Below are 26,822 nucleotides of genomic sequence, written 5' to 3' on the forward strand. Positions count from 1 at the left end.
CCGTTTAATGGATGAAATCGGGGCATAAGATACCTCATCTTGCCGCGATAAGGTGCTCTGATGTGTTGAACTGCGGCAAAAATGGCCATTCAGGGTGACAGCTGCCGTCAATAATGCACAATTTTTCGGAAAGCCTCACTTCATCAGTCCGGTAATGAATCTTCCCATATCTATGGAAACCGATGACATGTTTCAACACAGGTGCAGTACGACCAACATGATACAAAAAGGCCCCGAACTCTCGGGGCCTGGGGGTAATGTCATCGAACTATATCAAGCGGCATGTGATCGCCATTTAAAATGATTAATCTGTGTTCTCATTGACTTGGCCATCTCATCAAGACGCTGACACTTGGCCGATACATGGGCTGCCGAGTCCGAGGTATGTACTGCGATATCGGCAATATTGACCATGCTGCGCGTCATCTCTTCGGTGACTTTGCTTTGCTCTTCGGCTGCAGCGGCGACCTGCACATTGAGATTATTCAGATCATCCACGGCACTCACAATTTCTTCCAAAGAGACGCCGCAGGTCAGCATCAGGGTATTCGTCTTCTCCACTTCAGATAATCCGATATTCATACTATCAACAGCCATAGTTGCATTCTGTTGCAGGCGATTGACGGTATTCTGGATTTCTCCGGTAGAATTTTGGGTGCGCTGAGCAAGTACCCGGACTTCATCAGCCACCACCGCGAAACCGCGCCCCTGCTCACCCGCTCTGGCGGCTTCAATTGCCGCATTCAGTGCCAGTAAATTGGTTTGTTCGGCAATCGAGCGAATAACCCCCATCACCTGGGTAATGTTATTGCTTTCGATAGCCAGGTTTTGCAGCACAGTGGATGTATTTTGCAATTGACCAGAGAGCAGAGCCATATTCCCAATGGTCTCCTTGACAACCGCTTGCCCCTCTTCTGCCTTGTTTTCAGCCTGACGGGCGGCAATTGCAGCACTATTTGTATTCTGGGCGATTTCGTTAACCGTTGCGCTCATCTCATTCATCGCCGCAGCGCTCTGATCTGTCTCCAGACGCTGCTGGGCCATTTGCTCTGCACTGGTTAGCCCCAGCTCGTTCAGTGCATCGGCGCCTGTCGATAACTGTTCGGCCACGTCATCCATTTCGCCAATCAATCTGCGGAAATGGCTAACCATATCATTCAGCGCCCGTGCGACTTGCCCCAATTCATCTTCCCGAATAACAGGGACGGTGACGGTCAAATCCTGCTCATGCTGCAATTTGTAAAGCGCTCTGCGCAAAGCGGTGAGCGGTTGACTGATCCCGCGAAAAATCCAGATCCCCAGCACGGATAAAGCGAACAGGGCAATCCCGGTAATGGAGAGGAAGGCAAATGAAAAATCAACGGCCAGACTTTCCAAGGTACCAACATGCTCATCTGCAAATCTCAGCTGGAGTTCAACCAGCTTGCCCAGCTCCTCATTAAAAGGATCAACCGTGCTGTATAACTGATGAATTGCCTTATCAAGAGGCGCTTTTAATGAAAGATCACTCTGAATACCATCCAGTGTAATGTCGGCTTTGTTCATCAATACCTGGGCAGACTCCGCAATCGCCCGCTCTTCCGCAGACATCTTCTGGGCCATGTAACGCTTCCATTCCGTTGCTGCTTTTAACTGCGCTTCAGTAACGGAACGTTTTGCCTCTTCACGGGTGATTAATCCAACATGCGCTTTATTGATCGCATCAACGACACTGACCGCATACAAGTCTGAAATCAGCTTCAGTTCGGATAACTGCTGCACCTCCTCTTCATTCACCTGATGGGCAGCCTGATTCATCAGGCGCATCCCCCAAAGGGAGAGAGTGCACAGCAAAATCATACAAAACAGCGGTACCACAACCAGCATCAATAATTTGCTACGAACCGAGATCCCTTTCATGGTGTCGTCCTCATACTCAGGCCACTGGTCGTTTAATATGCAATTGATACACCAAGCATCACGCGACCACTCATTTCAATACAATCACCCGCTTACCTCATTAAAAAGCGCGGTCTGTGCACCATAGTGCAATGCAAGTTGCAACCTGTTCGCAAAACCAGACCTTAAACACATCACCGCAGAAGAAGGGCTAATGCCCTTATTGATAATGCGCTTTTTGAGTCTATTCATCATTTCGTTGATGTCTAATCTTCGCAAAGCAAAATCCGTAGCGCGTTGCAGCCTGCATCGTCCATGCACTGATGGCGGCAACGTCCACGAAACTAGCAAGCAATGCGAGTGATGTGGCCATCCTGCAGCTTATAGAAGGCATCTTGGGGCAACTCCTGTGACCAGGTCGCCTCATAGTCGAGATCGGCATAGACGCCACGCAGCATGGCACCGAGCAGGCCGTGGGAGATAACGATGGCCCGCTCGGCAATGGCAGGATCCTGCAACCACTGGTGTGCCCGGAGCTGAATACTCTCGAAGCTCTCGGCCCCCGGTGCCTGCAGATACCAGTCCCCCTTGCCGGTATCGAGCTCGGGATGAGCGAGCCGCAGCACCGGGATCTGGCAGCTCTCCCACTCCCCCATACCGAGCTCCATCAACCGATCGTCCCAGACGATGCGATCTGCCGTCAGTCCCAACTGCTCGCACACCAGCAGTGCAGTCTGACGGGCGCGACCGAGCGGGCTGGCATAGACGGTCCAGCGGGCGGGATCCGCCAGTTCGGCGGCAAGCCGCCGCCCCATGGCGAGGGCTTGCGCCTCACCCTTGCCGGTCAGATCGGAGTTGCAACGCCCCTGCAGACGCTGCTCGGCATTGAAGCGGGTCTGGCCGTGGCGCAGCAGATAGATGAGTCGAGACATGATTTCTCCAGCACGTTCAGAGAGATAGAAAAATAAAGGGGACGATGATAGCAGATGAGCCCGGTGGATGGCCCAAACAGACGTGTAAACGCAGGCGTAAAAAACGGGTCAGTGCCGACCCGTTTGCTGTCAATTTGGCCAGATTAAACCGGCTCAGCCCTTCTTGATCTCCCGCAAATAGCGGTAGATGGAGTGGACCGAGATCCCGAGCTGGCGCGCCGCAATCTGGGCGCTGTCTTTCAGTTCGAAGATCCCCATGTCGTGCAGCTGGTTGACGATGACCCGGGTCTTCTGGGACGGAGGCACCGCCTCGTTGCCGCGCACCTCGGCACTGACGGTGTCGATGGTGCTGTTGAGCGCTTCGTCGATGTTGCGGGCGAACACCTCCGGGGTGGCATGGCTCTCATGGGGGTGCATGCACTCCGGCATCATGGTGCGCAGCACAGATTGCAGCGGGGCATCCATGTCGCTGTTGATGCAGAGCAACCCGATGGCCCTGTGCTCCCCGTTGCGGATCACGGTCGTGATGGAGCGCAGGGTCTTGCCGGTGGCACACTTGGTCATGTAGGGGCTGGAGATATCCTGCCCGCTCTTGAGCTTCATCATCGCCAGGTTGGTGATGGGGGCGCCGACACTGCGGCCGGTGATATGGCCGTTGGCAATCTTGACGATCGAGGGATTGCGCGCATCCAGACTGTGGAGCAGCACTTCAGTGTGCTGACCATACATGGCGGCGATGCCATCCACTATGTTCTCCATCGACTTGAGGATCTCAAAATCGCTCGGACTCAACTCTTGCAGCTTCACAATGGGACCTTCTTGCAAGGGTTGCTGCCGGACAATGGACGCCGGGCAGCAACCGACAGGGACATCAGGCGGACATGATATCAATAATGGTGCTGTCTGTGGCAGACATGCCCTCCTTCACCATCTGGCCGACGTTGCGGATGGTCTGATCCACGTCACCTGCGACGATCCCCTGCCCCGACACCGAGTGGCTGTTGAGGGCCATCAGGAAACCGCGCACCGCCGCGCCGGAGGAGGTACTGACCTTCATGGCGCAGGAGGCTTTCGCCCCGTCACATACCATACCGGCACTGTCGCTCAGTACGTTCTGGATGGCGAAGCAGGATTGCTCGAAGCTGCCGCCCGCCAGATAGACCATGGCCATGGAGGCGGCCGCGCTGGTCACGGTATTGCCACAGAAGGCCGACAGCGGCGGATAGTGGGACTTGATATAGATGGCGCCCAGATGGCTCATGATGAGGGCGCGAGCCAGCTGCTCTTCGCTGGCCGCAAAACGCTCGGCAATCACCATCACCGGAATAGTGGCAGCAATGCCCTGGTTGCCACTGCCGAAGTTGCTCATGGCTGGCAGGGTCGCCCCCCCCATGCGGGCATCGGAGGCAGCCGCCGTCATCATCACGATGCGGTTCATCACATCCTCGCCGATAAGACCGGCATTGATGTTCTGCTGCATGGTGCGGCCAATCTCGAGGCCATAGGGGTTGTTCATCCCCTCGGCAGAGAGCTTGCCGTTGAGCTCGGAGGCTTTGAGGATGAACCTGATCTGCTCGAACTCCACCTGAGTGGCGAACTCGTAGATGGCGGCGATGCTGATATCGACGCCGTCGCAGATGGAACCGGTGGCACCGCCCTGGCTCTGATCAGCGGTGAAGGTCACCTCGCCATCGCGGCGCTGCTCGACGATGCGGGTATGACCGCCGCAGAGGGTCACTTCGGCACTGTGCTCTTCACCCTTTTCATCAGTGCCATAAACGGTCACGCGGCAGAAGATAAACTCGGGGGCGGCGGTGCGGCTCACGTGCACCTTGCCAGCATCGATCAGCTGCTGGGCACGATCCACCTGTTCTGGCTGGATCGCGGCCAGCACCTCCAGCCCGGCATCGGCGTTGCCACCGATGGCTCCGGCCGCAGCCGCAATAGCCAGACCGATCTTGCCGGTGCCCGGCACATAGACACCCATCGAGTTTTTATAGAGATTGTCCGACACTGCAACCTCGAGGCGACCGGGCTCACAGCCCAGTTGCAGGGTGGCGACAGCCGCGGCATAGGCGGCGGCGATTGGCTCGGTACAACCCAGAGCTGGTTTGACAACCTGTTGAATAATCTGCAGATACTGCTGCCACGCTTGTTTCATCACTTGAACCTTTTTATCAGCATTAACGAGCGATATGGGCGATCGCTTCCACTTCAACCTTGACGCCCATCGGCAGATCCTTCACTGCGAAGCAGCTGCGCGCCGGACAATCTTTCTGGAAATAGGCTTTATAGACCTCGTTGAACGCGGCAAAATCGCTGATCTCGGCAAGGTAGCAGGTGGTTTTGAGCACGGTATCCAGCGAGCCGCCAGCGGCTTCCAGCACGGATTTCAGGTTTTCCAGTGACTGGCGGGTCTGGGCGGCAATCCCCCCTTCCACCACACCACCCTGCTGCTTGCAGACCGGCAACTGACCGGAGGTAAAGATAAGGTCGCCATAGGCAGTGCCGTGGCTGTAGGGACCGATAGCGTCAGGTGCCGCTGCTGCCGTGATGATGCGTTTCATATAGCCACTCCTGTTTGTGCAATTTTTTTTGCAATCATGAATCTCATTCCGCTCAACATTATTTGCTTTTTATTTTATCCATTCAACAAAAAGATACAGAAATGGCGTTTAAAGGCACCTTTCGGCCTCAATATAAACCGTGATCACCATCCTGATTTGAACAAAAGTACTCTTATGGGCATTGTTTATGACAGTTTCATTCAACTATATTTGCGCCGCTTTCCCACACCCCTACAAAAAAGAAGGTTTTAATGGACGCGCATAGCACTACACTCGCCAGCCCCGTGATGGGCACGCTGGAATGGAAAGAAGCGGTTCGCTTCGACAGCACCGACTGGGGCTGGATCATCATGAGCATCGGCATGGCCATCGGCGCAGGGATCGTCTTCCTGCCGGTACAGGTGGGGCTGATGGGCTTGTGGGTTTTTCTGCTCTCGGCGGTGATCGGCTACCCCGCCATGTACATGTTCCAGCGCCTCTTTATCAACACCCTGGCCACCTCGCCGGAGTGCAAGGATTACCCCAGCGTCATCACCGGCTACCTTGGCAAGAACTGGGGTGTGCTGCTCGGCGCACTCTACTTCGTGATGCTGGTGATCTGGGTCTTCGTCTACTCCACCGCCATCACCAATGACAGCGCCTCCTTCCTGCAGAGCTTCGGTGTCACCGACGGCCTGCTCTCCGAAAACCCGCTCTACGGTCTGGTGCTGATATGCGGTCTGGTGGCTCTGGCCTCGCGCGGCGAGAACCTGCTGTTCAAGATCTCCACCTTTATGGTGCTGACCAAGATCAGCGTGGTCGCAGTGCTCGGCCTTATGATGGTGGACAAGTGGGATGCGGCCAACATCACCGCCATGCCCGCTGCCGGTGACTGGATGAAGGATGCCATCATCATGCTGCCCTTTACTCTCACCTCCATCCTCTTTATCCAGAGCCTGAGCCCCATGGTGATCTCCTACCGCTCGCGGGAAAAGTCGCTGGAAGTGGCCCGCTTCAAGGCGATGCGCGCCATGAATATCGCCTTTGGCATCCTGTTCGTGGTGGTGTTCTTCTACGCGATCTCCTTCACTCTGGCCATGGGCCACGATCAGGCGGTTAAAGCCTCTGAAGAGAATATCTCCGCGCTGGCGATGGTAGCCCAGGGGATGCCCGGCCAGACCCTCAAGCTCCTGAGCCTCACCCTCAACATCTTCGCGGTGATGACCGCCTACTTCGGCGTTTATCTGGGCTTTCGTGAAGCCTGTCAGGGGCTGGCAATGAACCTGCTGCGCCGCGTCATGCCGGAAAACCGCATCAACAAAGGATTGGTGGGCAAAGGGATCATGGTGTTTACCGTCATGCTCTCCTGGGGTGCCATCGTGCTCAACGCACCGGTACTGAGCTTCACCTCCATCTGCAGCCCCATCTTCGGCATGGTGGGCTGTCTCATCCCGGCCTATCTGGTCTATCAGGTGCCGGCGCTGCACAAGTACAAGGGCACCTCCCTCTACATCATCATCGTCACTGGCCTGCTGCTTTGTGTCTCGCCCTTCCTGGCGTTCAACTGATCGGTTTCCCCTTATCGACCGCGGGTCACCTTCGGGTGGCCCGTTTTCTATTGGTGCGGCTGACCGCGCCCCGCCCGGAAGTAAAAAGCCAAGGGGATCACAACTTGCAACCGGCCATCACCCAAGGGAGGCCGCTCGGAGTACTATTCAGGCAACACGACTCACGCCCGCACTCAGGTATCGAGGCTTAACATGAAATGGATTTTCAACCCCGCCATCCGGCTGGGCAATCAGCTCTCCTTCAAATACAAATTCCTGCTCTGGTCCTGCCTGATGCTGCTGCCACTGGCCTACAGCATGACCAATCTGCTGGGGCGGCTGCAGGATGACAACGTCCAGGCCAACCGCGAGCTGGCGGGAGTGGTCAATCTCAACCCCGTGCCCGCTATCGAACAGGCCCTGCTCACCCATCGCAATCTGGTGACCCGTCACGCCTATGAGGTGGATCCGGTCGGTGATGATCAGGTCAAGGCAGCCGCACAAATAGTTGCTCAGAGCCTGCAAGCCTTTGCCGACACCCGCCAGAACAACCCCTCCTTTGAGGTGATCCAGCAGGGCTGGGCCGCCCTGCAGAGTGAAACAGGCAAGCTGGAAGTGGAGCAGAGCAACCTGCGCCACGACAAGCTGCTGACTGAGGTGCGCCACCTCTACAAGCACATTACCGCCAGTAGCAGCCTGATCCAGGATCCGGCGCTCGGTACCTACTACATGGTGATCCTCGCCAGTGAGCGGTTGCCGCAACTGCGCGACCTGCTGGCTCAGGTGCGGGATCGCGCCGCCACCATCGCCGATTTCGGCCTGTTTCAGGCAGAGGGCTACAGCGGCCTGCGTTTTCGTCTCGACCTGATCAGCGCCACTCTGCAGGAGTTGGAGGCCGATCTGACCCTGCTCTACCAGATTGAACCGGCCTACCGCGCCGAGCTGGGTCAGCAGACCGATGCTCTGATACAGCTGGTACGTCAGGGGGTCGAGACCATGGAAAACAAGATGATGAAGGATCAGCTGGTGCAGCTCTCCACGAAGGAGGTGCAAGCGCTGGGGGATAAAATGGACGAGGCCATCACCGTATTGGCAGGCCAGGTACGCCAGCGGCTGGAGGCCGACTTGCATCAGCGGCTGGCCGCCAACCAGCGCCATTTCTGGTGGGTCACCGCGCCGCTGACCGCCAGCTTGCTGCTCTACCTCTACCTGATGATCGGCGCCTATCTCTCCCTGCGCGACACCGTAGGGCGGGTGCGTGATATTGCCGCCCGGGTCAACGCCCAGGATCTCAGCCAGCACATCGAGATCGTCGGTCAGGACGAGCTGGCCGCCATCAGCCGGGATTACAACGTGACCCTGGAGACCCTGCGCACCCTGATGCTGCGAGTGCGGGAAAATGGCGTCACAGTAGTGGAGAGCGCTACCGAGATCGAAGCGCGCACCTGCCGCTCGCAGGAGGTGATTGCCGATCAGCAAGGGGAGACCCATCAGGTCGCTACCGCCATCAAGGAGCTGGCCGCCACCTCACAAGACATGGCGGGCAACGCCCTGCAAGCCGCCCGCATGACCCAGGAGGCGCAGAACGTGGTCGGTCAGGGCGAGGATGTGGTGGAACGAACCATCAAGGCCATCGACCATATCAACCGCGAGGTGCTGCGTACCGCCGGCACCATAGGCCAGCTGGAACAACAGTGCAGCCAGATTGGCGGCGTCATCAGCGTGATCCGCGGCATCGCCGAACAGACCAACCTGCTGGCCCTCAACGCTGCCATCGAAGCGGCCCGGGCCGGTGAGCAGGGTCGCGGCTTTGCAGTGGTGGCCGACGAGGTGCGCTCTCTTGCCAACCGCACCCAGGGGGCTACCGTCGAGATCCAGCAGATGATTGAACAGCTGCAATCCGGCGCCCGCGCCTCGGTCACCGCCATGTCGGCGGCCAGCCATGAAGCGCAGGAGGGGGTCGGGCTGGCGCAGGAGGCGAAACAGGCTTTCGGCGCCATCACCGAGAAGGTGGATCGGATGGTCGATACCAACGCCATCATCGCCAGCGCCATCGAGCAGCAGGGCGCAGTGGTCAACGAGATCGAACGCAACGTGGTGCGCATCTCCGATGGCAGTGACGAGGCGCTGCAAGTGGCCAACACCGCCCGCGATGCCGCCCGCCAGATCCACCAGCTCACCGAACAGCTGCGCGCCATGGTACAGAGCTTCGTGCTGTAACAGAGCGCTGACAAGCCGGGCTCAACGTGAGCCCGGCATTATCCCGGTCTCGCCCCTGCCCACAACATCTCGGTTGCTCGGATCATCCAGAAAATCTCTGCGACCCACTTGCCGGGCAGATGCCAACAAAGTAGCCTCGAACGAAAACAAAATGCGGCGTTCCCGACACGCACGGTCTGCGACGTCGAGGCAAGCAAGCCGCCTGCGAGCCACAGATTAAACCCAGCGTCACGTCATCTATCACCCGCTTCAAGCGAGGATTTACCTATGGCCAGATACCAGTTTTTTACCATTCCGGCGTCCAATCGGCAGCAATACACCTTTATCGACATGGCATCTCCGACTTTTCTGAGTGAAAAGGCGGCACTGCTGACCCAAGGATTCGAGGTGGAGGAGGACTTTATTGACGCAACCAGCCCGCGAGAGGCCGTCGAGAAGTACCAATCCAATTTTCTCTATATAGCGGATGAGATAGGCAAGTCCGATAGCAGCTACGCCGCGGCCGTCGCCATGCTGGAGATTGGCAAGGGGTTATTGGGCAATAAAAACCGCTGAGATAAGGTACAGCGGTGAAGAGTGGTGGCCATCGTGGCAACGCGCCCGATGGCCATATGGCAAGATATCAATTCGGTAAGTCAGAAGCGCCCCAGCTGCTGGAGCATCTCGATCAGCTCCTCTTCGCTGCTCGGCTCATAGGCTAGCTGAAGGCTCGGCGCGGCGCCTCCCATCAGCATATAGACGTTGGTGCTGCAGTGGTCGTAGTGATACCACTTACCGTCGATACAGACGTCGGTATAGCATCTCGGGTCCCTTTTCAGATCCATATGCATATCCTTTTGTTACATTCCATCAACATCACTCCTGACCGTAAAATAACCACCGAGGTTCACGCTTGATGCAGATCAAGGGAAGCGGCTGAAAGGGACAGATATCAGCCAGATCTGTGGTCTGAGGATGCCCCGAGCCACCATAGATTATCCGAATGAAGATGGACCAAGCACACCGTCAAATCGCCGGATGTTCCCCGGTAACAAAAACGGCGCCCGCAGGCGCCGTTTTTCATTTTCCCTCAAAAGCGAGGGGCAAACAGAAGGCTTATTCGTCTTCCAGATAGGCGTAGCCTTGCAGGCCCAGCTCCAGCTCGTCGAGCAGGGCTTTGCGAGTGGCATCGTCCAGCGCCGGGTGAGCAGCGATCCGCTGGTAGTTTTCGCGGATCACGGACGGGTCGATGTTGACGTAACGCAGCAGCTGGTCGACGGTGTCGCCACGCACCACGTTGCGAATGTCCATCTTGCCCTCTTCGTCCAGCCACACTTCCGCGCAGTGGGTGTCACCGAACAGGTTGTGCAGATCGCCGAGGATCTCCTGATAGGCGCCGACCAGGAAGAAGCCGACGTGGCACTCTTCGTTCTCGCCGTAGACCGGCATCGGCAGGGTGCTCTCGACCCCCAGACCGTCGACATAGTGCTCGACCTGACCGTCGGAGTCACAGGTGATATCCATCAGGATACCGCGACGGCTAAGCGGACGATCGAGACCGGCCAGCGGCATCACCGGGAATACCTGACCGATACCCCAGGCATCCGGCAGGGACTGGAACAGGGAGAAGTTGGCAAAGCACTTGTCCGCCAGCTTTTCACTCAGCTCGTCAGCCAGCGCACGGTGGTTGCGGTTGACCGGGTTGAGCATCTCTTTGAGTGCCAGACAGGTGTTCTGGTGCAGCATCTCGGCCCAGGCACGCTGTTCAAGGTTCAAGAGGCCCATGGTGTACTGGGTATTCACGTCACCCAGATCGGCTACCGAGTCATGGAAGATTTCCAGCAGGGAGGGATCTTCGCTGCGCAGATCCAGCCAGCCTTTCCACATGTTCTGCAGAATGGTCGGCGCATCTTCGTCCGGCGCGCTGATGTCGTTCATCTCCACCCCTTCGGCACCAATGATATTGGTGACCAGCACGGCGTGGTGGGCGGTCAGGGCACGGCCAGACTCGCTGATGATGGTCGGGTGCGGCAGATCGAACTCGCGGCAGACATCGCCGATACCCCACACCACGTTGTTGGCGTACTCGGAGAGGCTGTAGTTGGCGGAGCAGTGGCTCTGGGAACGGGTTCCCTCGTAGTCCACACCCAGGCCGCCACCGACGTCCACGACTTCGATGTTGGCACCGAGGCGACGCAGTTCAGCGTAGAAACGGCCGCACTCGCGGATGCCGCCCTGAATGTCGCGGATATTGGCGATCTGGGAGCCCAGATGGAAGTGCAGCAGTTGCAGGCAATCCAGCTTGCCCAGCCCGCGCAGACGCTCGATCAGCGCCAGGATCTGGGAGGCGGAGAGACCAAATTTGGACATGGAGCCGCCGCTCGATTCCCACATGCCGGAGCCGGTGGAAGCGAGCTTGGCACGCACCCCGATGTTGGGCTTGATATTGAGACGAGCTGACTCGTCCAGCACCATTTCCAGTTCGGAGGGCTTCTCCACCACGATGTAGACCTTGTGGCCCATCAGGTTGCCCAAGAGGGCGTGGCGGATATATTCGCGGTCTTTGTAACCGTTGCAGACGATCACCGAGCCTTGCTCATGGTGATGGGACAGCACGGCCAGCAGTTCCGGTTTGGAACCAGCTTCCAGGCCAAGCCGGGGCTTGTCGCTGTAGGACTGGCTGATGGTCTCGATGACACGACGCTGCTGGTTTACCTTGATCGGATAAACGCAGAGGTAGTCCCCTTCATAGCCTGACTTCTCGATGGCCTGACCAAAGGCGTTGAACAGCGCATCGACCCGACTCTTGAGAATGTCGGGGAAGCGCAGCAACACGGGGGTGGTCAGCCCGGACTGACGCAACTGTTCGATGGCGTCAGAGAGCACGATATGCGCGTCAGGGCGTGATTTGTCGGGGGCGACGGTCACATGACCGGCGTCATTGATATTGAAAAAACCCGCACCCCAGTAGGGAACGTTGTAGACCTTCAAGGAGTCCTTGCTGGACCAGTTAGTCATGGGCTATGCCTCGCAAATGAGCGACGGGAAGTCGCCTTCGTTACCCTCAATCACATCCAGACCATCTAGTGCAGAGTACGGCGAGCGCTGCCATCACGAGACGCAGCCACCCAAACCAACCCTTTGCACATCGCGGCAAGCCAGAGGCTGCCTGGTGGATCTTGGGGAAGTAACGAGTCTTGATGTGGGGCTGGTGGCTTTACATCAAGCTCAACGGTATGCGGTGCCACTATGCCGTAGCGCCGCGGTACTTTGATGACAGACGACATCAGCCACGCCGTCAGTTCATCATTCGGCAGCGATCCCGACAGAAGGAGAGGGTTCCAAGGAAGAGAAGCGAAGGCGCCAGCACGCATGCGTGTTGATAGACGACAACAACCACAGCCCACCTCACCGTCAGTGACCGCCCATGACAAGGGAAGATGATGAGCCGGTGGCCCACTCGGTCAAATGAAGGATGAGAGTCTGTTGTTCTCCCTGATACCGGAGCCTAACCGGTATTAAAGAAACCATTCCCCAGCAGTGTCTGTCGTTTCTGCGTGCCTCGCCCTATAGGCGTATGATCGGTCGGGTTTCTGGCGGCTCTGCCTGCTTCAGGGTTGCCCTTGGATCGGCGCGGAGTGTACACACTTACCGCGGGCAGTGACAATAAAAAATAGTGTTCAAAATCCCCTTTTAATAAGTCGATCAAATCTTGCTGGCGGGCAGGCAGGCTCTGGGATGGCGCAGGTTATGCGACAGCCCGGTTTCCCCTTGAAAAGTGTGCGAAAACGCCATGGTTGGGCTGACGCCTTGCTGTGCGGTCTCTGAGGGGAATTTGGTCGCCACCGCCAGCGCCTAAATATTGTAATAAATGCCACATTTATGCGATCTCCCTCCCGGACGTTGCCCCGCGCGCCGCACATTCGCCGCTCTTCCCTTGCGTCAAAAAATGTGAAAAACCTGCGCTGACGCAATGAGTGCCCCGCACGGATTGGCCACAATGACCGCTCACAATCGGTTAGAGGCTGACTAATGGATACCCTGCTTGAGCGTTTTCTGCGTTACGTAACTTTTCATACCCGCTCCGATGAGACCAATCCAGCCTGCCCCAGCAGCGAAGGCCAGCTGATCTTTGCCCGCGCCCTGCAAGAAGAGATGAAGGCGTTGGGGCTAACCCGGGTCACTCTGGATGAGCACGGCTACCTCACCGGCTGCCTGCCAGGCAACCAGCCGGACGCCCCCGCCATCGGCCTGATTGCCCACATGGACACCGCCGACTACGAGGCGGAGCACGTAGTACCGCAAATCATCGAAAACTATCAGGGCGGCGACATCTGCCTTGGCAAGGGTGACGAGGTGCTCGCCATCCGTGACTACCGCTTCCTGAAAAACTACCTGGGTCAGGATCTCATCACCACCGACGGCACCACCTTGCTTGGCGCCGACGACAAGGCGGGTATCGCCGAGATCCTCACTGCCATCGACCACCTGCAGGCCCATCCCGAGATCCCCCGTGGCGATATCTGGGTCGGCTTTACCCCGGATGAAGAGATCGGCCGCGGCGCCAACCTGTTCCCGCTGGAGAGATTCCCGGCCAAGTGGGCCTATACCGTGGATGGTGGCGAACTGGGCGAGCTGGAGTATGAAAATTTCAACGCCGCCAGCGCCACAGTTCGTTTTATCGGCAATAACGTCCACCCCGGCACCGCCAAGGGGAGCATGATCAACAGCCAAACCCTGGCCGCCCGCTTCCACGCCGCCATGCCTGCCGAGCAGACCCCGGAGTGCACCGACGAGTATGAGGGCTTCTTCCATCTGGCCCAGATGAGCGGCACCGTGGAGGAGAGCACCCTGCACTACATCATCCGTGACTTCGACGACGAGCACTTCGCCGCACGCAAAGCCGAGATGCAGAACCGGGTGGCCGCCCTGCAGGCCGAGTATCCGAAGGCCCGCATCGAGCTGACCCTGACCGACAGCTATCGCAACATGCGCAGCCAGATCGAGCCGCACATGCATATCGTCGAGCTGGCCAAGGCTGCCATGGAGGCCGCCGACGTGGTGCCGAAAATCAAGCCCATTCGCGGCGGTACCGATGGCGCCCGCCTCTCCTTTATGGGCCTGCCCTGCCCCAACCTCTTCACCGGTGGCCACAACTTCCACGGCAAGCACGAGTTCATCCCGCTGCAATCGATGGAGAAATCGGTCGCCACCCTGGTGGAGCTGGTGCGCCTCACCGCAGCCTGGCGCGGTTAATCGGGTCGCTATCTTTACCGCGACAACCAAGGGGGAGCCGGTTTACCGGTTCCTCCCTTGCTATCTGGCCATCCCCCATCAGGAAAGGGAAACCGGGGGAGGGTCGCTCAGGAGCTACTGGCTGCCGCTGCCATCAAACTGTCATCCCGCTGACATGTCGCGGGAACAGTGCCAGATCATGCTGGGAGCAACGGATCGCCGGAGCCCTCCAGATGTTCACTATCGATACCCTGCTGACCCAGCACTTCCCCCGCCTGCTTGGCTACCCCCTGCTCACCCCGCTGTTAAAGCGGCTGTTGGGCTGGCTGCTCAACGAACGTGCCTTTGCCGACTTTGCCACCCGCTACCCGCACCTGCGCGGCCTCGACTTTGTCGAGCAGGCGCTGACACAGCTCGATTTCGACTATCGGGTCAGCGAGGCGCAGCTGGAGCATATTCCCGCCAGCGGCCGGGTCATTCTTGTCGCCAACCACCCCATCGGCTCGCTGGACGGACTGGCGCTGCTGCAACTGCTCGGTCGCATCCGCCCCGATGTGAAGATCGTCGCCAACCAGCTGCTGGCCCAGCTCGCGCCGCTGCGCCCTCTGCTATTACCGGTAGACAATATGGAGGGCAAGACCGATCGACAGGCCATCCTCGCCATGAACGAGCACCTCGCCCATGAAGGGGCGCTGGTGATCTTCCCCGCAGGCGAAGTATCCCGGCTTGGCCTCAAGGGGGTGAAAGATGGCCCCTGGCAGGCAGGCTTTATCAAGCTGGCCCAGCGCACCCGTACCCCGCTGGTGCCCATCCATCTGGGGGGACGCAACAGCCTCTGGTTCTATCTCGCCTCCTGGCTCAACAAGCCCGCCTCCGCCCTGTTGCTTGTGCGCCAGCTGTTTCGCCAGCAGGGGCAGACCCTGCCGGTGACCATAGGAGCGCGCATTCCGCTCGGCAGCTTTCAGGAGCTGCCCGCCAAGACGGCGGCGCGGCTGGTGCGCAACCACCTCTACCGGATTGGCCATGGCAAGGCGGGACGGCTGCAGACCGAGGCCCCCATCGCCCTGCCGGAGGATCGCCGCCAACTCAAACAGGCCATCGAAAGCTGCGAACAGCTCGGCACCACCCCGGATGGTCAGGAGATCTACCTCTACCGCCGCCATGAACTGAGTCACTCGGTGATCCTGCGCGAGCTGGGGCGACTGCGGGAGATCGCCTTTCGCGCGGTGGGGGAAGGGTCTGGCAAGCGGCGGGATCTCGATGGTTTTGACAACGACTATCACCACCTGATCCTCTGGGATCCGGCCCGACTCGACATTATCGGTGCCTACCGGTTCGCCCCGGTGGCGGAGCTGCTGGCCAGCAAGGGGAAGGATGGCCTCTACAGCCACACCCTGTTTGGTTTCGAGGATAAGCTGCTGCCCCGGCTGGAGCAGGCCATCGAGCTTGGCCGCAGCTTTATCCAGCCCGCCTACTGGGGCAAGCGGGGGCTAGATTATCTCTGGTTCGGCATCGGTGCCTATCTGGCCCGCTATCCGCGCTACCGCTACCTGTTTGGCCCGGTGTCGCTCTCCGGTAGCCTGCCGCCGGCGGCCAAGGATCTGCTGGTGAGCTTCTACCGCCAGCACTTTGCCCCCGAGCTGGCGCTGGCCCCCTCCCGCCGTCCCTACCCCGAGACGCAGCCTCTGTTCGAGGGGTTGGATTACGGCGCCGATCTCAAAGCACTCAAGGCCCGTCTCGACAATCTGGGCTGCGCCATCCCCACCCTCTACAAGCAGTATTCCGAGCTGTGCGAGCCGGGCGGGGTGCAGTTTATGGATTTTGGCATCGACCCCGACTTCAACCACTGCATCGACGGGCTGGTGTGGGTCGATGTGAGCCGCATCAAGTCCCACAAGCGGGCCCGCTATATCGGCAGTCATCTGGCCGAGCCGCGCTTATAACCCTGCAGGCGCCAGGCAAACAGCCAAATGCAAAAAAGGAGAGAGAGGCCATCGCCTCCCTCTCCTTTCGCTCTCATGCTCAGCACCTTTTCGAGGCGCTCGGCCCATCTGGCGTTACTCGGCCGCCTTGCGATCCGAGTGGCCGAGATCCCGCTCAGGGGCGATAATATCGCGCACCCGCTGCTTGATCTCCTTGGCCTCGGGGAAGCCGTCATCGACCACCCGATCCCACACCTGCACCCCACCCACCAGAATGCGGAACTCCCCCTTGCTGGCCGGCACCAGCGCCACCTCCCCCAGATCGCTGTCGAAGGTGGAGAGCAGCTCCTGCGCCAGCCAGGCGGCGCGCAGCATCCAGCGGCAGAGGGTGCAGTAGCGGATTTCGATGCGGGGTTTGCTGATCAGGGTTTCAGACTCGGTCATGAGTGACTCCATAAAAAAGCGACAATGGCGGGAAGTGGCGTACTTCCGCCCAATGGCCGATCCCGGTTTGGTCAAATCAGTGCTGATCAACCCCATGAAAATCGGCCAGCCAATGGCGGGCAATGGTACGCATCGCCGATTCTGGCAGCTCGAACAGGCCGGGTGCAAGAGGGCCTGCCGCCAGCATCCGGATCCCTTCCATGATCTCCGCCAGCACCAGATAGACATATTCACCAATCACGGCGCCATGGACGAAGTTGACCGCCTCACCCCGGTTGAGCAGGTAGATCTGGGTACCATCCGGCCGGTTGAGGGCCAGCACATGGGGGCACACCTCTTCGCTCGGCCACGGCAACTGGGCCAGCGAGAAGGCAAACTCGTCGTCGGCCGAGGTGACCGAGGCGACCATGGTGCCGGGGCGCAGCGCCTGCAGATCCGCCAAATCCAGCGAGCCGTTGCCGGTAGAGCAGATCACCAGCTCGGCACGGCTCAAGGCTTCAGCCTTGGTGATCAAGCGAAAACCGTGAGAGAGCGCTTCGACCTGTCGCAGCACATCGGTCTCCACCAGCCCGAGATGGAGGTTGCGACAGCGCAGGTCGCGGGCGATGCTGCGCCCCACCTTGCCATAGCCAAACAGCACGGCTTCGCAGACGTTGAAGGTACGGTTGAGATTACGAGCCAGCGACTCCGCGGAGTAGACCACGCTCAAACCAATCTGGATATCCTCGGCCTGCTTGAGGGGACTGCGTGCCACCGACACCACGGGGGTCGCCAGCACCTCCTGCTCATAGCGCTGATGGCCGTTCTCGGTCATCTCCACCACCCCGAGGAAACGGGGGCCGAAGTATTCACTCAAGATCACCTGGGTTTTGGCAAAGTAACCGCCAATATCGAGGATCAGCAACCGCTCGTGGGGGGCCACCAGCGGCGCAATCTGCTGGATGATACTGTCGGGATCATTGGTCCAGCGCCGGTTGAGGGGCAGCACCGGATAGTGTTGTGATACCCACTCCAGGGTCGGGCCATGTACCGATTTCGGTTTGGGCAAAATGGCGCCAATCCGTCCAATCCGGGAAAGCGCTTCGATAAAACGGGGGCGATCGGGAAGCAGGTGAGTGACCAGCAGAATACAGAGACCGTCGATGCGTCCCTGTCCGGTGAAATGGCGAAAAAACAGATGCTCAGATCCTTGACTGCGCAACTGTGGCCTCCTTATGTGCCGCAAAGCAGGCAAACAGAACCCGGCGCGGCCGGGTTCTGTGTGTGTCCAAATAAAATGAAAAACCTTTTTATCTGAAACACATAGGTGGCTCAATCATTATCTGCCAAGAGTATGAGCGGGTATGCAAAAATGACTGTAATTGCCTGTTTTTCATGCAAAAATCAGTACAAAGAAGCAGCAGGCCACACCCACCATAGGCTGAGCCCGGTTCCCGCCGCGGCGAGCAAGATCAGCCCACCCCAACGCACTGGCAACGACTTGTCACGCAAAAACCACTCCAGTAGCGGCAACAACCAGACCGGCAGCAACACCACCAGCGGCACCTCCACATATTGCCAGGCCAGCATCTGGACGAAGGCGAGGGCCAGCGCCAGACCGGCGGGTGCTACCTTGATGCCAACAAAGGTGGCAAGCAGGGCGCGAAAACCGGCTAAAGCGGCCAGCGCACCGGCCAGCTGGGCAATCAGCAGACTGCCATCGATGCCAATCACCAGCGCCAACCAGATAAAGCCGAGGGCAAACCCGAGCCCTTCGCGGCTGTCACCGCGCAGACCGCTCCAACCAAACCAGAGGATGGCGGGCAATAGCGCCAGCCAGATCCCGGGTTCGCTCGCCAGTACCGAGGCCAATCCCTGCCACCACACCAGCGCACTGAACACCGCAAAGAGCAGCAGTGAACCGCGCAGATCGTTCACCTGAGCCGCAATGGCGGGCACCAGCAGGGTCAGCGGCAGCCACTGCCACGCCTTGGCCGGAATACCATAGAGACCGCCGAGCAAGGAGCCCACCAGCCAGAGCGCCAGCGCGCCCCACAGATAACCCAGTCGCGGCCAGCGCCACGATAGCAAAGCGGCTCCCAGAGGAGCCGCCAGGGTTTGCAGCAGAAGTTCCGCGCCCATTACTTGCGCACGCCTTCGACAAACAGGTTGATGTTCATCTCGTCCGGGATGTCGGGCAGCATGTAGCTCACGCCAAAGTCACTGCGCTTGATGGTGGTGGAGGCGTTGAAACCGCTGCGGTAGCCGCCCCAGGGATCCTTGCCCTCGCCAATTTTGACCAGATCGAAGGCCACTTCCTTGGAAACGCCGTGCAGGGTCAGAGTCCCTTTCAGCACGCCTTTATCCTTGGTGCCCTCGTAAGCGGAGCTGACGAAGGTCATCTTGGGATATTGTTTCACGTCGAGGAAGTCCGGGCTGCGCAGGTGCTTGTCGCGGGCCTCGTGATTGGAGTCGACGCTGGCGGCATCCACTTCAAAGCTCGCCTTGGCGACCGCCGGGTTGGCGTCATCCATGCTGAAGGTGCCGCTGAAGGTGTTGAAGCGACCCACCAGCTCGGAGAAGCCCAGGTGCCCCACCTTGAACTGCACTGTGGTGTGCGCCGCATCCACATCGTAATCCGCCGCCATCAGAGGGGTAGCCATAAACAGGCAGGAGGCCAGCAGAGCCTTGGTCATTTTCATCCGTTCGTTCCTTCATCTTGGGGTTCACATCAGTGGTTAAAATGCTAACCTCGTTCTGAAGATGAATAATCAGTGATTTATTAAATTCATTATTTACTGAGGATGGAAAATGGACCAGATCGCCGCCATGCGCACCTTTATCAAGGTGGTGGAGTGCCAGAGCTTTACCAGGGCCGCCAACCAGCTCGGCATCTCGGTCGCCATGGCCTCCAAACTGATGCAGCAGCTGGAGGAGTCCCTCGCCACCCGGCTGCTGTCGCGTACTACCCGTCAGGTCAATCCCACTGAGGCGGGCCAGTTCTACTACCAGCGATCCCTCGCCCTGCTGGCGGAGCTGGAAGAGACCCACAGCCAGCTGACCCACCACAACCAGCAGCCGAACGGCACCCTCAAGCTCTCGGTGCCGATGGATTTTGGCTATCTGCACCTCTCCCCCGCCCTGCCGCTGTTTCGCCAGCGCTTTCCCGATCTCAAGCTCGATATCGAGTACAGCGACCGGCGAGTGGCCCTGGTGGAAGAGGGGTTCGATCTGGCGCTGCGGATCGGCCACCTCAGCGACTCCTCGCTGGTGGCGCGCCAGCTTGCCACCATTCGGGTCGAGCTTTGCGCCAGCCCCGGCTATCTGGCACGCAAGGGCAGACCGGAAAAACCCGAGGATCTCAAACAGCACGACTGTCTGATCTACACCCTGACCCAGCCGGAGTGGCACTTCAAACGGGGAAGTGAGCAGCAGAGCATCCGGCCACAGGGGCCGCTGCGGGCCAACAACGGGGTGGCGCTGACCCGCGCCGCTTGTGATGATCAGGGCATCATATTGCAGCCCACCTTTATCGTGGGGGAGGCCCTGCGGTCAGGGCAGCTGGTCAGCCTGCTGCCAGAGTGGGACAAGGGAGATGTGGGACTTTATGCTGTCTATCCGCACCGCCGCTTCGTCTCGGCCAAGGTGCGCTGCTTTATCGAGTTCGTGCAGGAGCGCTATCTCGCCCCGCAACAGTGGGATAAGCTGGCATGATTGCCAGAGCAGAGGATACGGCCTGACTGTCCGGCCTGCTGGTCCGGCTTGAAACCTAACGCTGGTCGGGTGCGGTGGTGGATGCGGCAACAGGGGTGAGCTTGGCTAGCAGACGCTCCTGCTCGGGGTGCAACTGCCAGCGTGGCAGTCGGGTGCGGACAACTGACAACTGCTGCTCACTGAGGGCATAGGGGAGCGCCACTTCAATCTCGGGGCAGTCAAACATGGCGGCCAGCTGCAGGATCAAAATGAGGTTTGCCTCGTCGGTCTTGTGCTTGTTGACCCGTTTACGGATCTCGTGGCGCAGCTGGGTTTCGGGGTCCTGGGTCATCGCCTGCCAGCCGAAACCGAACAACGGCACCAGCGCGCTGACAATCCCCAGCGCCGTCATCGGCTGCTTGGGGGGATGATAGAGTGCGTTGAGATCCAGCCGAACAGGATTCTGACGAACCTCACCCTCACCAAATAAAATCGTTTTCGTCATTGGATTACCCGTTATATTCCACTAGACTGCGCCGCATATTTTACCCCGATATGCCAACGAGGTGCTGATGCTAAGCGATATCGAGATCTCCCGCCAGTCCCCCCGTCTCTCCATTCACGCGCTGGCCGAACGCCTCGCCATCCCCCAGCACCTGCTCAGCCCTCATGGCCACTACAAAGGCAAGCTCAGCCTCGACCTGCTCAAGTCTCAGCCCACACAGAGCGGCAAGCTGGTACTGGTGAGCGCCATCACCCCTACCCCGCTCGGTGAAGGGAAAACGGTGACCACCCTTGGCCTCTCCATGGGGCTCAACCATATCGGCCAGCCCAGCATCGCCACTATCCGCCAGCCGAGCCTCGGCCCGGTATTCGGGGTCAAGGGGGGCGCTGCCGGTGGCGGCCACGCTCAGGTGGTGCCGATGGAGGAGATGAACCTCCACCTTACCGGCGATTTTCACGCTCTGACGGCGGCTCACAATCTGGCGGCAGCAGCCCTCGATGCCCGCCTGTTCCATGAGCGCAAACTCGGCGACCAGTTCAGCGCCAAAACCGGCCTGCCGCGGCTCGATATCGATGCTGACAACATTCTCTGGCCACGCACCCTCGACATGAATGACCGCGCCCTGCGCCACCTCACGATTGGGCAGGGGGGCGCTGCCGATGGTGTGGAGCGTAGCGATCGCTTCGTCATTACCGCCGCCTCCGAGCTGATGGCCATTCTGGCGCTGGCAAGCGATCTCAAGGATCTTCGCGCTCGTATTGGCCGCATCCAGCTGGCCCGCGATATCCACGGCAAGCCCATCACCGCCGAACAGTTGGAAGTAGCGGGCGCTATGACGGTACTGCTCAAAGATGCGCTGCAGCCGACCCTGATGCAGACCACCGAGCAGACGCCGGTGCTGGTGCACGCCGGCCCCTTTGCCAACATCGCCCACGGCAACTCCTCGGTGATCGCCGATCGCATCGCCCTTGGCCTGACCGACTATGTGGTGACCGAAGCAGGTTTTGGCTCAGACATGGGGCTGGAGAAATTCTTCAACATCAAGAGCCGCCAATCCGGTATTACCCCCGCCTGCGTGGTGCTGGTGGCCACGGTGCGCGGCCTCAAGGCCAACAGCGGCCTGCTCGATATCCGTCCGGGCCAGCCGCTGCCAGCCAGCCTGCAGGGGGAAGATCTGTCGACCCTCAAGCAGGGCTGCGCCAACCTCGCCTGGCATATCCGGAACGCCCGCCGCTACGGGGTGCCGGTGGTAGTCGCCATCAACCGCTTCCCCACCGACAGCGAGGCAGAACTGGCGCTGCTGGCCCATGAAGCCCAGCAAGCCGGTGCCTGTGGCGCAGCCATCTCCAACGCCTTCACCCAGGGTGGTGCCGGTGCCAGCGAGCTGGCCCGCGCCGTAGTCGCCGCCTGCGAGCAACCCGGCAAGGTGAAACTGCTCTACCCCGACGAGGCTAGCCTCGACGCCAAACTGGCGACCCTGGTGGAGTGCGGCTACGGCGGCCGCGGAGTGCAGCTCTCCGACAGAGCGCGCCAGCAGCTGGCCCAGCTCTCCGCCGAAGGATGGGATCACTTGCCCATCTGCGTGGCCAAGACGCCGCTCTCCATCAGCCATGACCCCGCCCTCAAAGGGGTGCCGACCGATTTCGAGGTGCCCATCGACGAGGTGAAGCTCTGCGCCGGTGCCGGGTTCGTCTATGCGCTGGCGGGCCCCATCATGACCATGCCGGGGCTGGGCAGTCTGCCTGCCTATCGCCATATCGATATTGATGAAGATGGCGAGATCATTGGACTTAGCTAAAGGTCGGTAAGGGGGCTGGCATCGGCCGATTACGCTTCGCTAATCGACCCTACGCTCAACAAACCAGCCAGAAACAACAAGGCCCCGCCAATTGGCGGGGCCTTCTGTTATCCATGCATCAACCCTTAGAGGGTGAAGCGCTGGGTCATATGGTGCAGGGTGTTGGCCAGCTTGCTCAGCTCGCCACAAGCCTGGGCGATCTGATGAGCGCCCTGGGCATTCTCGTCAGCGGCATTGTGAATATTGACGATGCTGCGGTTGAGCTCTTCGGTCACCGCATTCTGCTCTTCGGTGGCGGTGGCGATCAGGGTGTTCATGTCGGTGATGCGCACCACGGCACCATTGATGGTCTCGATACTGGTACCGGCATCCCGTGCCAGACCGACACTCTCCTGCATCTGGTGACGACTCAGCTGCATGGCGTTGCCCGCCTCGGCGGCGCGGCTCTGCAACAGCTCGATCATCTTGCTGATCTCGGCGGTGGAGTCCTGGGTCCGCTGGGCCAATGAACGCACTTCATCCGCAACGACCGCAAAACCACGCCCCTGCTCACCGGCACGGGCCGCTTCGATGGCCGCGTTAAGGGCCAGCAGGTTGGTCTGACCGGCGATATCGCGGATCACATCCAGCACCACGCTGATGTTGGCGCTGTCGGCCTCCAGCTGCTGCACTACTGTGCCAGCCTGCTCAATCTTGACCGACACCTCTTCGATGCTGGCGATGGAGCTGCGAACCACTTCGCTGCCAGCAGCGGAGGTGCGGGAGGCATCCTTGGCGGCGCTCATGGCATCCGTGGTGTTGCGGGCCACTTCATTGACGGTGGACTGCATCTCGTTCATGGCGGTCGCCACCTGAGAGACTTCGTTCTGCTGGATAGCCATGCCGCTGGCGGACTGGCTGGAGATGGCGCTCACCTCCTCCACTGCGCTGCTGAGTTGGCTCACGGAGCCGGCGATCTCGCTCACCAGATCGGAGAGGGAGCCCTGCATCCGGTTGATGGCGGAGCCCAGCTGACCCAGCTCATCGCGGTTGAAGCGGCTGTCACAGATCCACTGCTGCAGTTCGCCCTGACCCAGATCGCCATTGGCAATACGCTGGGCCTGACGGGCCAGCATGATCAGCGGGTCGCGGATCTGGCGGGTCAATACAACGGAGAGCACCACCACAAGGATCAAACCGATCACCAGCGCGATGGTGACACTCAGATTGGCGGATTGATAAGAGTCGACAATGTCGCTGCGGGATTCAGACGCATAACCATGGTTAATCTGGATAAGGGAGGCCACTGACTTGCTCAGCGCGGTATAAAGGGGAACCCCCTCCTCAAGGAAGATGCGTTGGGCTTCGGCAAGCTGATCGCTGTCTTGCAGCTGTTTGACTCGCTGGTGCAGGGCGACGTAACGATCCCAGTCAGATTTCACCGTATCGAAGGTACGGCGCTCCGCCACATCCTCAGGCCAGATCGTCTTGTCATGGGCAATCAGCTGCTGCGCGATCGAGTTAAGCTGCTGACTGGCAATATTCCGATATTCAGCCCTTTTCAGCGGCTCGGCGGCCACCACGAAATAACCCAGCTCATAACGACGCAACTCACCGAGAGAATCCCCGATCGCGCTGGTACGATTGACCGCTGGCAAGATGCTGTCTGTAAACCGGATGGCAACATCATTCATGTTGCCAAACTGGACAAGGGAAAAACCGCCGATAAAGGCGACCATCAAACCGAGCACGGCAAAGCCGGCGGTGAGTTTTTTGCCTATGGTCATGGAACTGGTATTCATGGGATATCCTGGTGGTCGTTAAATTCGTAGCACTCGTCCGGTTCACGCCCTCCTGGCATGAACTATCTGGCCACCTGTTCAGTGGCGCACCATCCAACCTTGATGAATATCTCTGAATTCCATGAGCGGCAGCGAGAGCCGTGAGGGGCGGTAGAATAGCCGGATTATTGCGGTTCGGAAAGAGTCTTGTGATTAAAATTAAAGCAACTCAAATGACCCCGTTCAAAACAGGGGTCATTTGGATGAAAGATCAACTATAAGGGGGTGAAAACTTAATAGCGGAAGCGCCCAATCTTGTCCATCACATCGCTGGCTAACTTATGCATTTGCTGACTTTGTTCATCCTGCTGGTTAGCCAAACGGGTCGATGCGGTTGCCGCTTCATGAATGTTGCTGACATTTCGACTGATATCATCGGTGACCTTGGACTGCTCCTCTGCCGCACTGGCGATCTGGGTCGCCATATCCTGGATCCGGTCTGCCGACATAACTATCGTCGCAAGCTCGGTCACGGCAAGCTCTGCATCCTGCAATGCCAGCTCACTCAAGTTTTTTCCCTCTCCCATGGTACTCACAGCTTCTGCCGTGGTCTGACGAAGGCGTTCGATCATGCCCTGGATCTCTTTGGTTGAAGCCTGGGTTTTGGACGCCAATCCCCTGACCTCATCCGCAACCACCGCAAACCCCCGACCATGCTCCCCAGCACGAGCGGCCTCAATAGCTGCATTCAGAGCCAACAAATTGGTCTGTTCCGAAATGGTACGGATCACATCGAGAATCGAACCGATCTGTTGACCCTGTTGCTGCAACTCGGCAATCCGCTGTGCAACCACATCTACTTGCACACTCAGCTCACGGATCCCGCCAGCTGAATTGCTCACAACATGCTGACCTCTATGTACCGCTTTGCGGGTCTCATCTACAGCATCAGCGGTAATCTGTGCACTGCTGGAGACGGAATCCGCCGTCGAGGCCATTTCGTGTATGGCAGCTGCAACCAGTTCAATCTCTTCCAATTGCCGATGGCTATTGGACAATCCTTGCTGAGCCAGCTCGGCAGATTGGTGGGCAGCTAGCTGCAGGTCACGGCCACTTTGTGCCGTATCACTCACAATATGATGAATAGTGCTGACAAACCGGTTGATCCCCTCAGCCAACTCGCCAGTCTCATCTTTACGCATCACATTGAGGCGTTGGGTCAAGTCCCCTCCGGCGGCAGAAAGACGTCCCACCATGCTGGCGGTCTGTTGTACCGGACGCGAGATGGATCCGGCAGCCCAAGCCAACCCGACAAGACCAAGGCATGCCACCACGATCCCAACCAGCAGTTGTATCCATAAACTCTCGCTGAAATCAGCGGCTCTCGCCTGTTCAGCCTGATCAGCATCTGCAAACAGCGCCGTATCAGCCACCTCAATGATGATCCCCCAGGCTTTAGTGACCCCTTTAAGATGGATTGGCACCAGCACGCGCAACTGACCCGAAACTTGCTGACTACTGGCCTCCCCCTTGTTGAGCAGATCCATCAAGCCAGACTCTTCAAGCCGCCCCCCGATCACATCAGGTTGCGCCGAATCCGCGGCGATGATGCCGTGTGGACTGATGATCCTGACCCGACTCTGGCCAGAGAACACCTGGCCACTTACCTGCTTGGCCAACTGTTGCAGGTAATTGAGGGAATAGTCGACCCCGACCATCCCCAGATAGCGGCCCTGATCCAAAACGGGCACAACAAAAGAGGTCAACAGTGTCGGTTGGCCATTCACGGTATAAACGGAAGGGTCGACAGCACAGGCTGCCTTGCTCTCCATCGGACAGAGATACCATTCCGATGCCCGGATACCGGTCTTGCTCAAACTCTTGCTGTAGTAGTCGCCCAGCGGTTTGATGGTGAACCCGGCCGGACCACGACTCCAGTAGGGGGCAAAGTTGCCAGTGGCCTGGCTATGTACCCCGTCAGTCAAATACGTACTGTCCTGACCATCAAAGGTATTTGGCTCCCAACCACTGTAGATACTGAGAAAGTCGCTGTTCCGTTCAGCAACATCCTTGAGCAAGGCTGTCACGGTAGCCCGATCCAATGGCTTGGGTTGATGAACATTGCCAGCCAGCATGGCGGCAAGTGTCTCTGCTGTATTAAGGGCTTGTTCAAAGGTGCCTGCGATCTCGCCGGCTTGTTGACCAGCCAGAGCCACCAGCCATCGTCCGGCATCCTGACGAGTTGTCTCGCGCATTTCGCCCTGAATACCACCTTGCATAGTCGCAAGAGACAGATAGCTATACCCGACCACACTCAACACGGTAGCCAGTAAAATACAGCCACCAAAAAACATGACCTGATGTTTGATTGAACGAAACACGGC

At 58.9% G+C, this 26,822-nt stretch carries 21 protein-coding genes; 7 read left to right on the plus strand and 14 right to left on the minus strand.

The window, feature by feature from the left end; translation table 11 throughout:
* Window positions 1-273: 273 nt before the first annotated feature.
* The 5 genes from AB5Y73_RS19855 to AB5Y73_RS19875 form a co-directional block, all read right to left on the minus strand.
* The gene (locus tag AB5Y73_RS19855) at window positions 274-1,899 is read right to left on the minus strand and encodes a methyl-accepting chemotaxis protein (RefSeq protein ID WP_019445953.1); all 1,626 of its coding nucleotides are present in this window, start codon (window positions 1,897-1,899) and stop codon (window positions 274-276) included.
* 323 nt (window positions 1,900-2,222) lie between these two features.
* Window positions 2,223-2,810, minus strand: coding sequence for a histidine phosphatase family protein (locus AB5Y73_RS19860; RefSeq protein ID WP_107685108.1), 588 nt, complete (start codon window positions 2,808-2,810; stop codon window positions 2,223-2,225).
* A gap of 153 nt (window positions 2,811-2,963) precedes the next feature.
* Window positions 2,964-3,617 (minus strand): transcriptional regulator, encoded by a 654-nt coding sequence (locus tag AB5Y73_RS19865; RefSeq protein ID WP_005334376.1) that lies wholly within the window; start codon window positions 3,615-3,617, stop codon window positions 2,964-2,966.
* A 64-nt stretch (window positions 3,618-3,681) separates the two neighbouring features.
* Window positions 3,682-4,971, minus strand: a complete 1,290-nt coding sequence (locus AB5Y73_RS19870; RefSeq protein ID WP_107685107.1) for a serine dehydratase subunit alpha family protein — start codon at window positions 4,969-4,971, stop codon at window positions 3,682-3,684.
* Between the two features lie 22 nt (window positions 4,972-4,993).
* Window positions 4,994-5,377 (minus strand): Rid family detoxifying hydrolase, encoded by a 384-nt coding sequence (locus tag AB5Y73_RS19875; RefSeq protein WP_005344164.1) that lies wholly within the window; start codon window positions 5,375-5,377, stop codon window positions 4,994-4,996.
* A 251-nt stretch (window positions 5,378-5,628) separates the two neighbouring features.
* Here AB5Y73_RS19875 and AB5Y73_RS19880 point away from each other — a divergent pair, with 251 nt between their 5' ends.
* From AB5Y73_RS19880 to AB5Y73_RS19890, 3 genes are all read left to right on the plus strand, one after another.
* Entirely contained in the window at window positions 5,629-6,924 is a 1,296-nt protein-coding gene (locus AB5Y73_RS19880; protein WP_005344163.1) for an amino acid permease, read from the plus strand.
* 192 nt (window positions 6,925-7,116) lie between these two features.
* Complete coding sequence (locus tag AB5Y73_RS19885) at window positions 7,117-9,123, plus strand: methyl-accepting chemotaxis protein (protein ID WP_107685106.1); 2,007 nt, start codon at window positions 7,117-7,119, stop codon at window positions 9,121-9,123.
* Between the two features lie 267 nt (window positions 9,124-9,390).
* On the plus strand, window positions 9,391-9,678 hold the full coding sequence (locus AB5Y73_RS19890; protein WP_107685105.1) for a hypothetical protein: 288 nt from the start codon (window positions 9,391-9,393) through the stop codon (window positions 9,676-9,678).
* A gap of 80 nt (window positions 9,679-9,758) precedes the next feature.
* Here the strand turns inward: AB5Y73_RS19890 and AB5Y73_RS19895 are convergent, their stop codons facing one another.
* Both AB5Y73_RS19895 and speA read right to left on the minus strand, forming a co-directional pair.
* Window positions 9,759-9,947, minus strand: a complete 189-nt coding sequence (locus AB5Y73_RS19895; protein ID WP_107685104.1) for a hypothetical protein — start codon at window positions 9,945-9,947, stop codon at window positions 9,759-9,761.
* 271 nt (window positions 9,948-10,218) lie between these two features.
* Window positions 10,219-12,120 carry a biosynthetic arginine decarboxylase gene (speA, locus tag AB5Y73_RS19900; RefSeq protein WP_005344160.1) on the minus strand — a complete coding sequence of 634 codons (1,902 nt, stop codon included), beginning with the start codon at window positions 12,118-12,120 and terminating at the stop codon, window positions 10,219-10,221.
* A gap of 1,014 nt (window positions 12,121-13,134) precedes the next feature.
* Here speA and pepT point away from each other — a divergent pair.
* Together pepT and AB5Y73_RS19910 are read left to right on the plus strand one after the other, a co-directional pair.
* A complete protein-coding gene (gene pepT / locus AB5Y73_RS19905; RefSeq protein ID WP_107685103.1) occupies window positions 13,135-14,358 on the plus strand; it encodes a peptidase T in 1,224 nt (407 codons plus the stop codon).
* 212 nt (window positions 14,359-14,570) lie between these two features.
* Window positions 14,571-16,280, plus strand: a complete 1,710-nt coding sequence (locus AB5Y73_RS19910; protein WP_181497175.1) for a lysophospholipid acyltransferase family protein — start codon at window positions 14,571-14,573, stop codon at window positions 16,278-16,280.
* A 114-nt stretch (window positions 16,281-16,394) separates the two neighbouring features.
* On the opposite strand, the gene AB5Y73_RS19915 is transcribed toward AB5Y73_RS19910, so the two are convergent.
* The 4 genes from AB5Y73_RS19915 to AB5Y73_RS19930 all read right to left on the minus strand — a co-directional run bounded on the left by AB5Y73_RS19915 (window position 16,395) and on the right by AB5Y73_RS19930 (window position 19,384).
* Window positions 16,395-16,703 carry a SelT/SelW/SelH family protein gene (locus AB5Y73_RS19915; protein WP_106842650.1) on the minus strand — a complete coding sequence of 103 codons (309 nt, stop codon included), beginning with the start codon at window positions 16,701-16,703 and terminating at the stop codon, window positions 16,395-16,397.
* Between the two features lie 76 nt (window positions 16,704-16,779).
* Window positions 16,780-17,904 (minus strand): adenosylhomocysteinase, encoded by a 1,125-nt coding sequence (locus AB5Y73_RS19920; RefSeq protein WP_107685101.1) that lies wholly within the window; start codon window positions 17,902-17,904, stop codon window positions 16,780-16,782.
* Window positions 17,905-18,086: 182 nt separating this feature from the next.
* A complete protein-coding gene (locus AB5Y73_RS19925; RefSeq protein WP_107685100.1) occupies window positions 18,087-18,824 on the minus strand; it encodes a hypothetical protein in 738 nt (245 codons plus the stop codon).
* Window positions 18,824-19,384 (minus strand): YceI family protein, encoded by a 561-nt coding sequence (locus AB5Y73_RS19930; RefSeq protein ID WP_107685099.1) that lies wholly within the window; start codon window positions 19,382-19,384, stop codon window positions 18,824-18,826. Before AB5Y73_RS19930 ends, AB5Y73_RS19925 begins: the two co-directional genes overlap by 1 nt.
* 109 nt (window positions 19,385-19,493) lie before the next feature.
* On the opposite strand from AB5Y73_RS19930, the gene AB5Y73_RS19935 reads away from it, so the two are divergent.
* Window positions 19,494-20,396, plus strand: a complete 903-nt coding sequence (locus AB5Y73_RS19935) for a LysR family transcriptional regulator (protein WP_107685098.1) — start codon at window positions 19,494-19,496, stop codon at window positions 20,394-20,396.
* Between the two features lie 55 nt (window positions 20,397-20,451).
* Here the strand turns inward: AB5Y73_RS19935 and AB5Y73_RS19940 are convergent, their stop codons facing one another.
* On the minus strand, window positions 20,452-20,880 hold the full coding sequence (locus tag AB5Y73_RS19940) for a hypothetical protein (RefSeq protein ID WP_042054625.1): 429 nt from the start codon (window positions 20,878-20,880) through the stop codon (window positions 20,452-20,454).
* Window positions 20,881-20,947: 67 nt separating this feature from the next.
* Between AB5Y73_RS19940 and AB5Y73_RS19945 the strand changes: the two genes are divergently transcribed.
* On the plus strand, window positions 20,948-22,678 hold the full coding sequence (locus AB5Y73_RS19945) for a formate--tetrahydrofolate ligase (protein ID WP_107685097.1): 1,731 nt from the start codon (window positions 20,948-20,950) through the stop codon (window positions 22,676-22,678).
* 125 nt (window positions 22,679-22,803) lie between these two features.
* Here the strand turns inward: AB5Y73_RS19945 and AB5Y73_RS19950 are convergent, their stop codons facing one another.
* Window positions 22,804-24,459 (minus strand): methyl-accepting chemotaxis protein, encoded by a 1,656-nt coding sequence (locus AB5Y73_RS19950; protein WP_107685096.1) that lies wholly within the window; start codon window positions 24,457-24,459, stop codon window positions 22,804-22,806.
* A 272-nt stretch (window positions 24,460-24,731) separates the two neighbouring features.
* Window positions 24,732-26,819, minus strand: coding sequence for a methyl-accepting chemotaxis protein (locus AB5Y73_RS19955; protein ID WP_107685095.1), 2,088 nt, complete (start codon window positions 26,817-26,819; stop codon window positions 24,732-24,734).
* Window positions 26,820-26,822 lie beyond the last annotated feature (3 nt).

It is taken from the genome of Aeromonas sp. s7(2024), assembly GCF_040907825.1.
Taxonomy (GTDB): domain Bacteria; phylum Pseudomonadota; class Gammaproteobacteria; order Enterobacterales; family Aeromonadaceae; genus Aeromonas; species Aeromonas veronii.

Coding starts and splice junctions, on each gene's coding strand:
- AB5Y73_RS19860 (WP_107685108.1), bottom strand. CDS start 2,810: ATGTCTCGACTCATCTATCTGCTGCGCCACGGCCAGACCCGCTTCAAT.
- AB5Y73_RS19890 (WP_107685105.1), top strand. CDS start 9,391: ATGGCCAGATACCAGTTTTTTACCATTCCGGCGTCCAATCGGCAGCAA.
- AB5Y73_RS19875 (WP_005344164.1), bottom strand. CDS start 5,377: ATGAAACGCATCATCACGGCAGCAGCGGCACCTGACGCTATCGGTCCC.
- AB5Y73_RS19935 (WP_107685098.1), top strand. CDS start 19,494: ATGGACCAGATCGCCGCCATGCGCACCTTTATCAAGGTGGTGGAGTGC.
- AB5Y73_RS19870 (WP_107685107.1), bottom strand. CDS start 4,971: ATGAAACAAGCGTGGCAGCAGTATCTGCAGATTATTCAACAGGTTGTC.
- AB5Y73_RS19855 (WP_019445953.1), bottom strand. CDS start 1,899: ATGAAAGGGATCTCGGTTCGTAGCAAATTATTGATGCTGGTTGTGGTA.
- AB5Y73_RS19950 (WP_107685096.1), bottom strand. CDS start 24,459: ATGAATACCAGTTCCATGACCATAGGCAAAAAACTCACCGCCGGCTTT.
- AB5Y73_RS19885 (WP_107685106.1), top strand. CDS start 7,117: ATGAAATGGATTTTCAACCCCGCCATCCGGCTGGGCAATCAGCTCTCC.
- pepT (WP_107685103.1), top strand. CDS start 13,135: ATGGATACCCTGCTTGAGCGTTTTCTGCGTTACGTAACTTTTCATACC.
- AB5Y73_RS19910 (WP_181497175.1), top strand. CDS start 14,571: ATGTTCACTATCGATACCCTGCTGACCCAGCACTTCCCCCGCCTGCTT.
- AB5Y73_RS19895 (WP_107685104.1), bottom strand. CDS start 9,947: ATGGATCTGAAAAGGGACCCGAGATGCTATACCGACGTCTGTATCGAC.
- AB5Y73_RS19945 (WP_107685097.1), top strand. CDS start 20,948: ATGCTAAGCGATATCGAGATCTCCCGCCAGTCCCCCCGTCTCTCCATT.
- speA (WP_005344160.1), bottom strand. CDS start 12,120: ATGACTAACTGGTCCAGCAAGGACTCCTTGAAGGTCTACAACGTTCCC.
- AB5Y73_RS19940 (WP_042054625.1), bottom strand. CDS start 20,880: ATGACGAAAACGATTTTATTTGGTGAGGGTGAGGTTCGTCAGAATCCT.
- AB5Y73_RS19930 (WP_107685099.1), bottom strand. CDS start 19,384: ATGAAAATGACCAAGGCTCTGCTGGCCTCCTGCCTGTTTATGGCTACC.
- AB5Y73_RS19880 (WP_005344163.1), top strand. CDS start 5,629: ATGGACGCGCATAGCACTACACTCGCCAGCCCCGTGATGGGCACGCTG.
- AB5Y73_RS19925 (WP_107685100.1), bottom strand. CDS start 18,824: ATGGGCGCGGAACTTCTGCTGCAAACCCTGGCGGCTCCTCTGGGAGCC.
- AB5Y73_RS19915 (WP_106842650.1), bottom strand. CDS start 16,703: ATGACCGAGTCTGAAACCCTGATCAGCAAACCCCGCATCGAAATCCGC.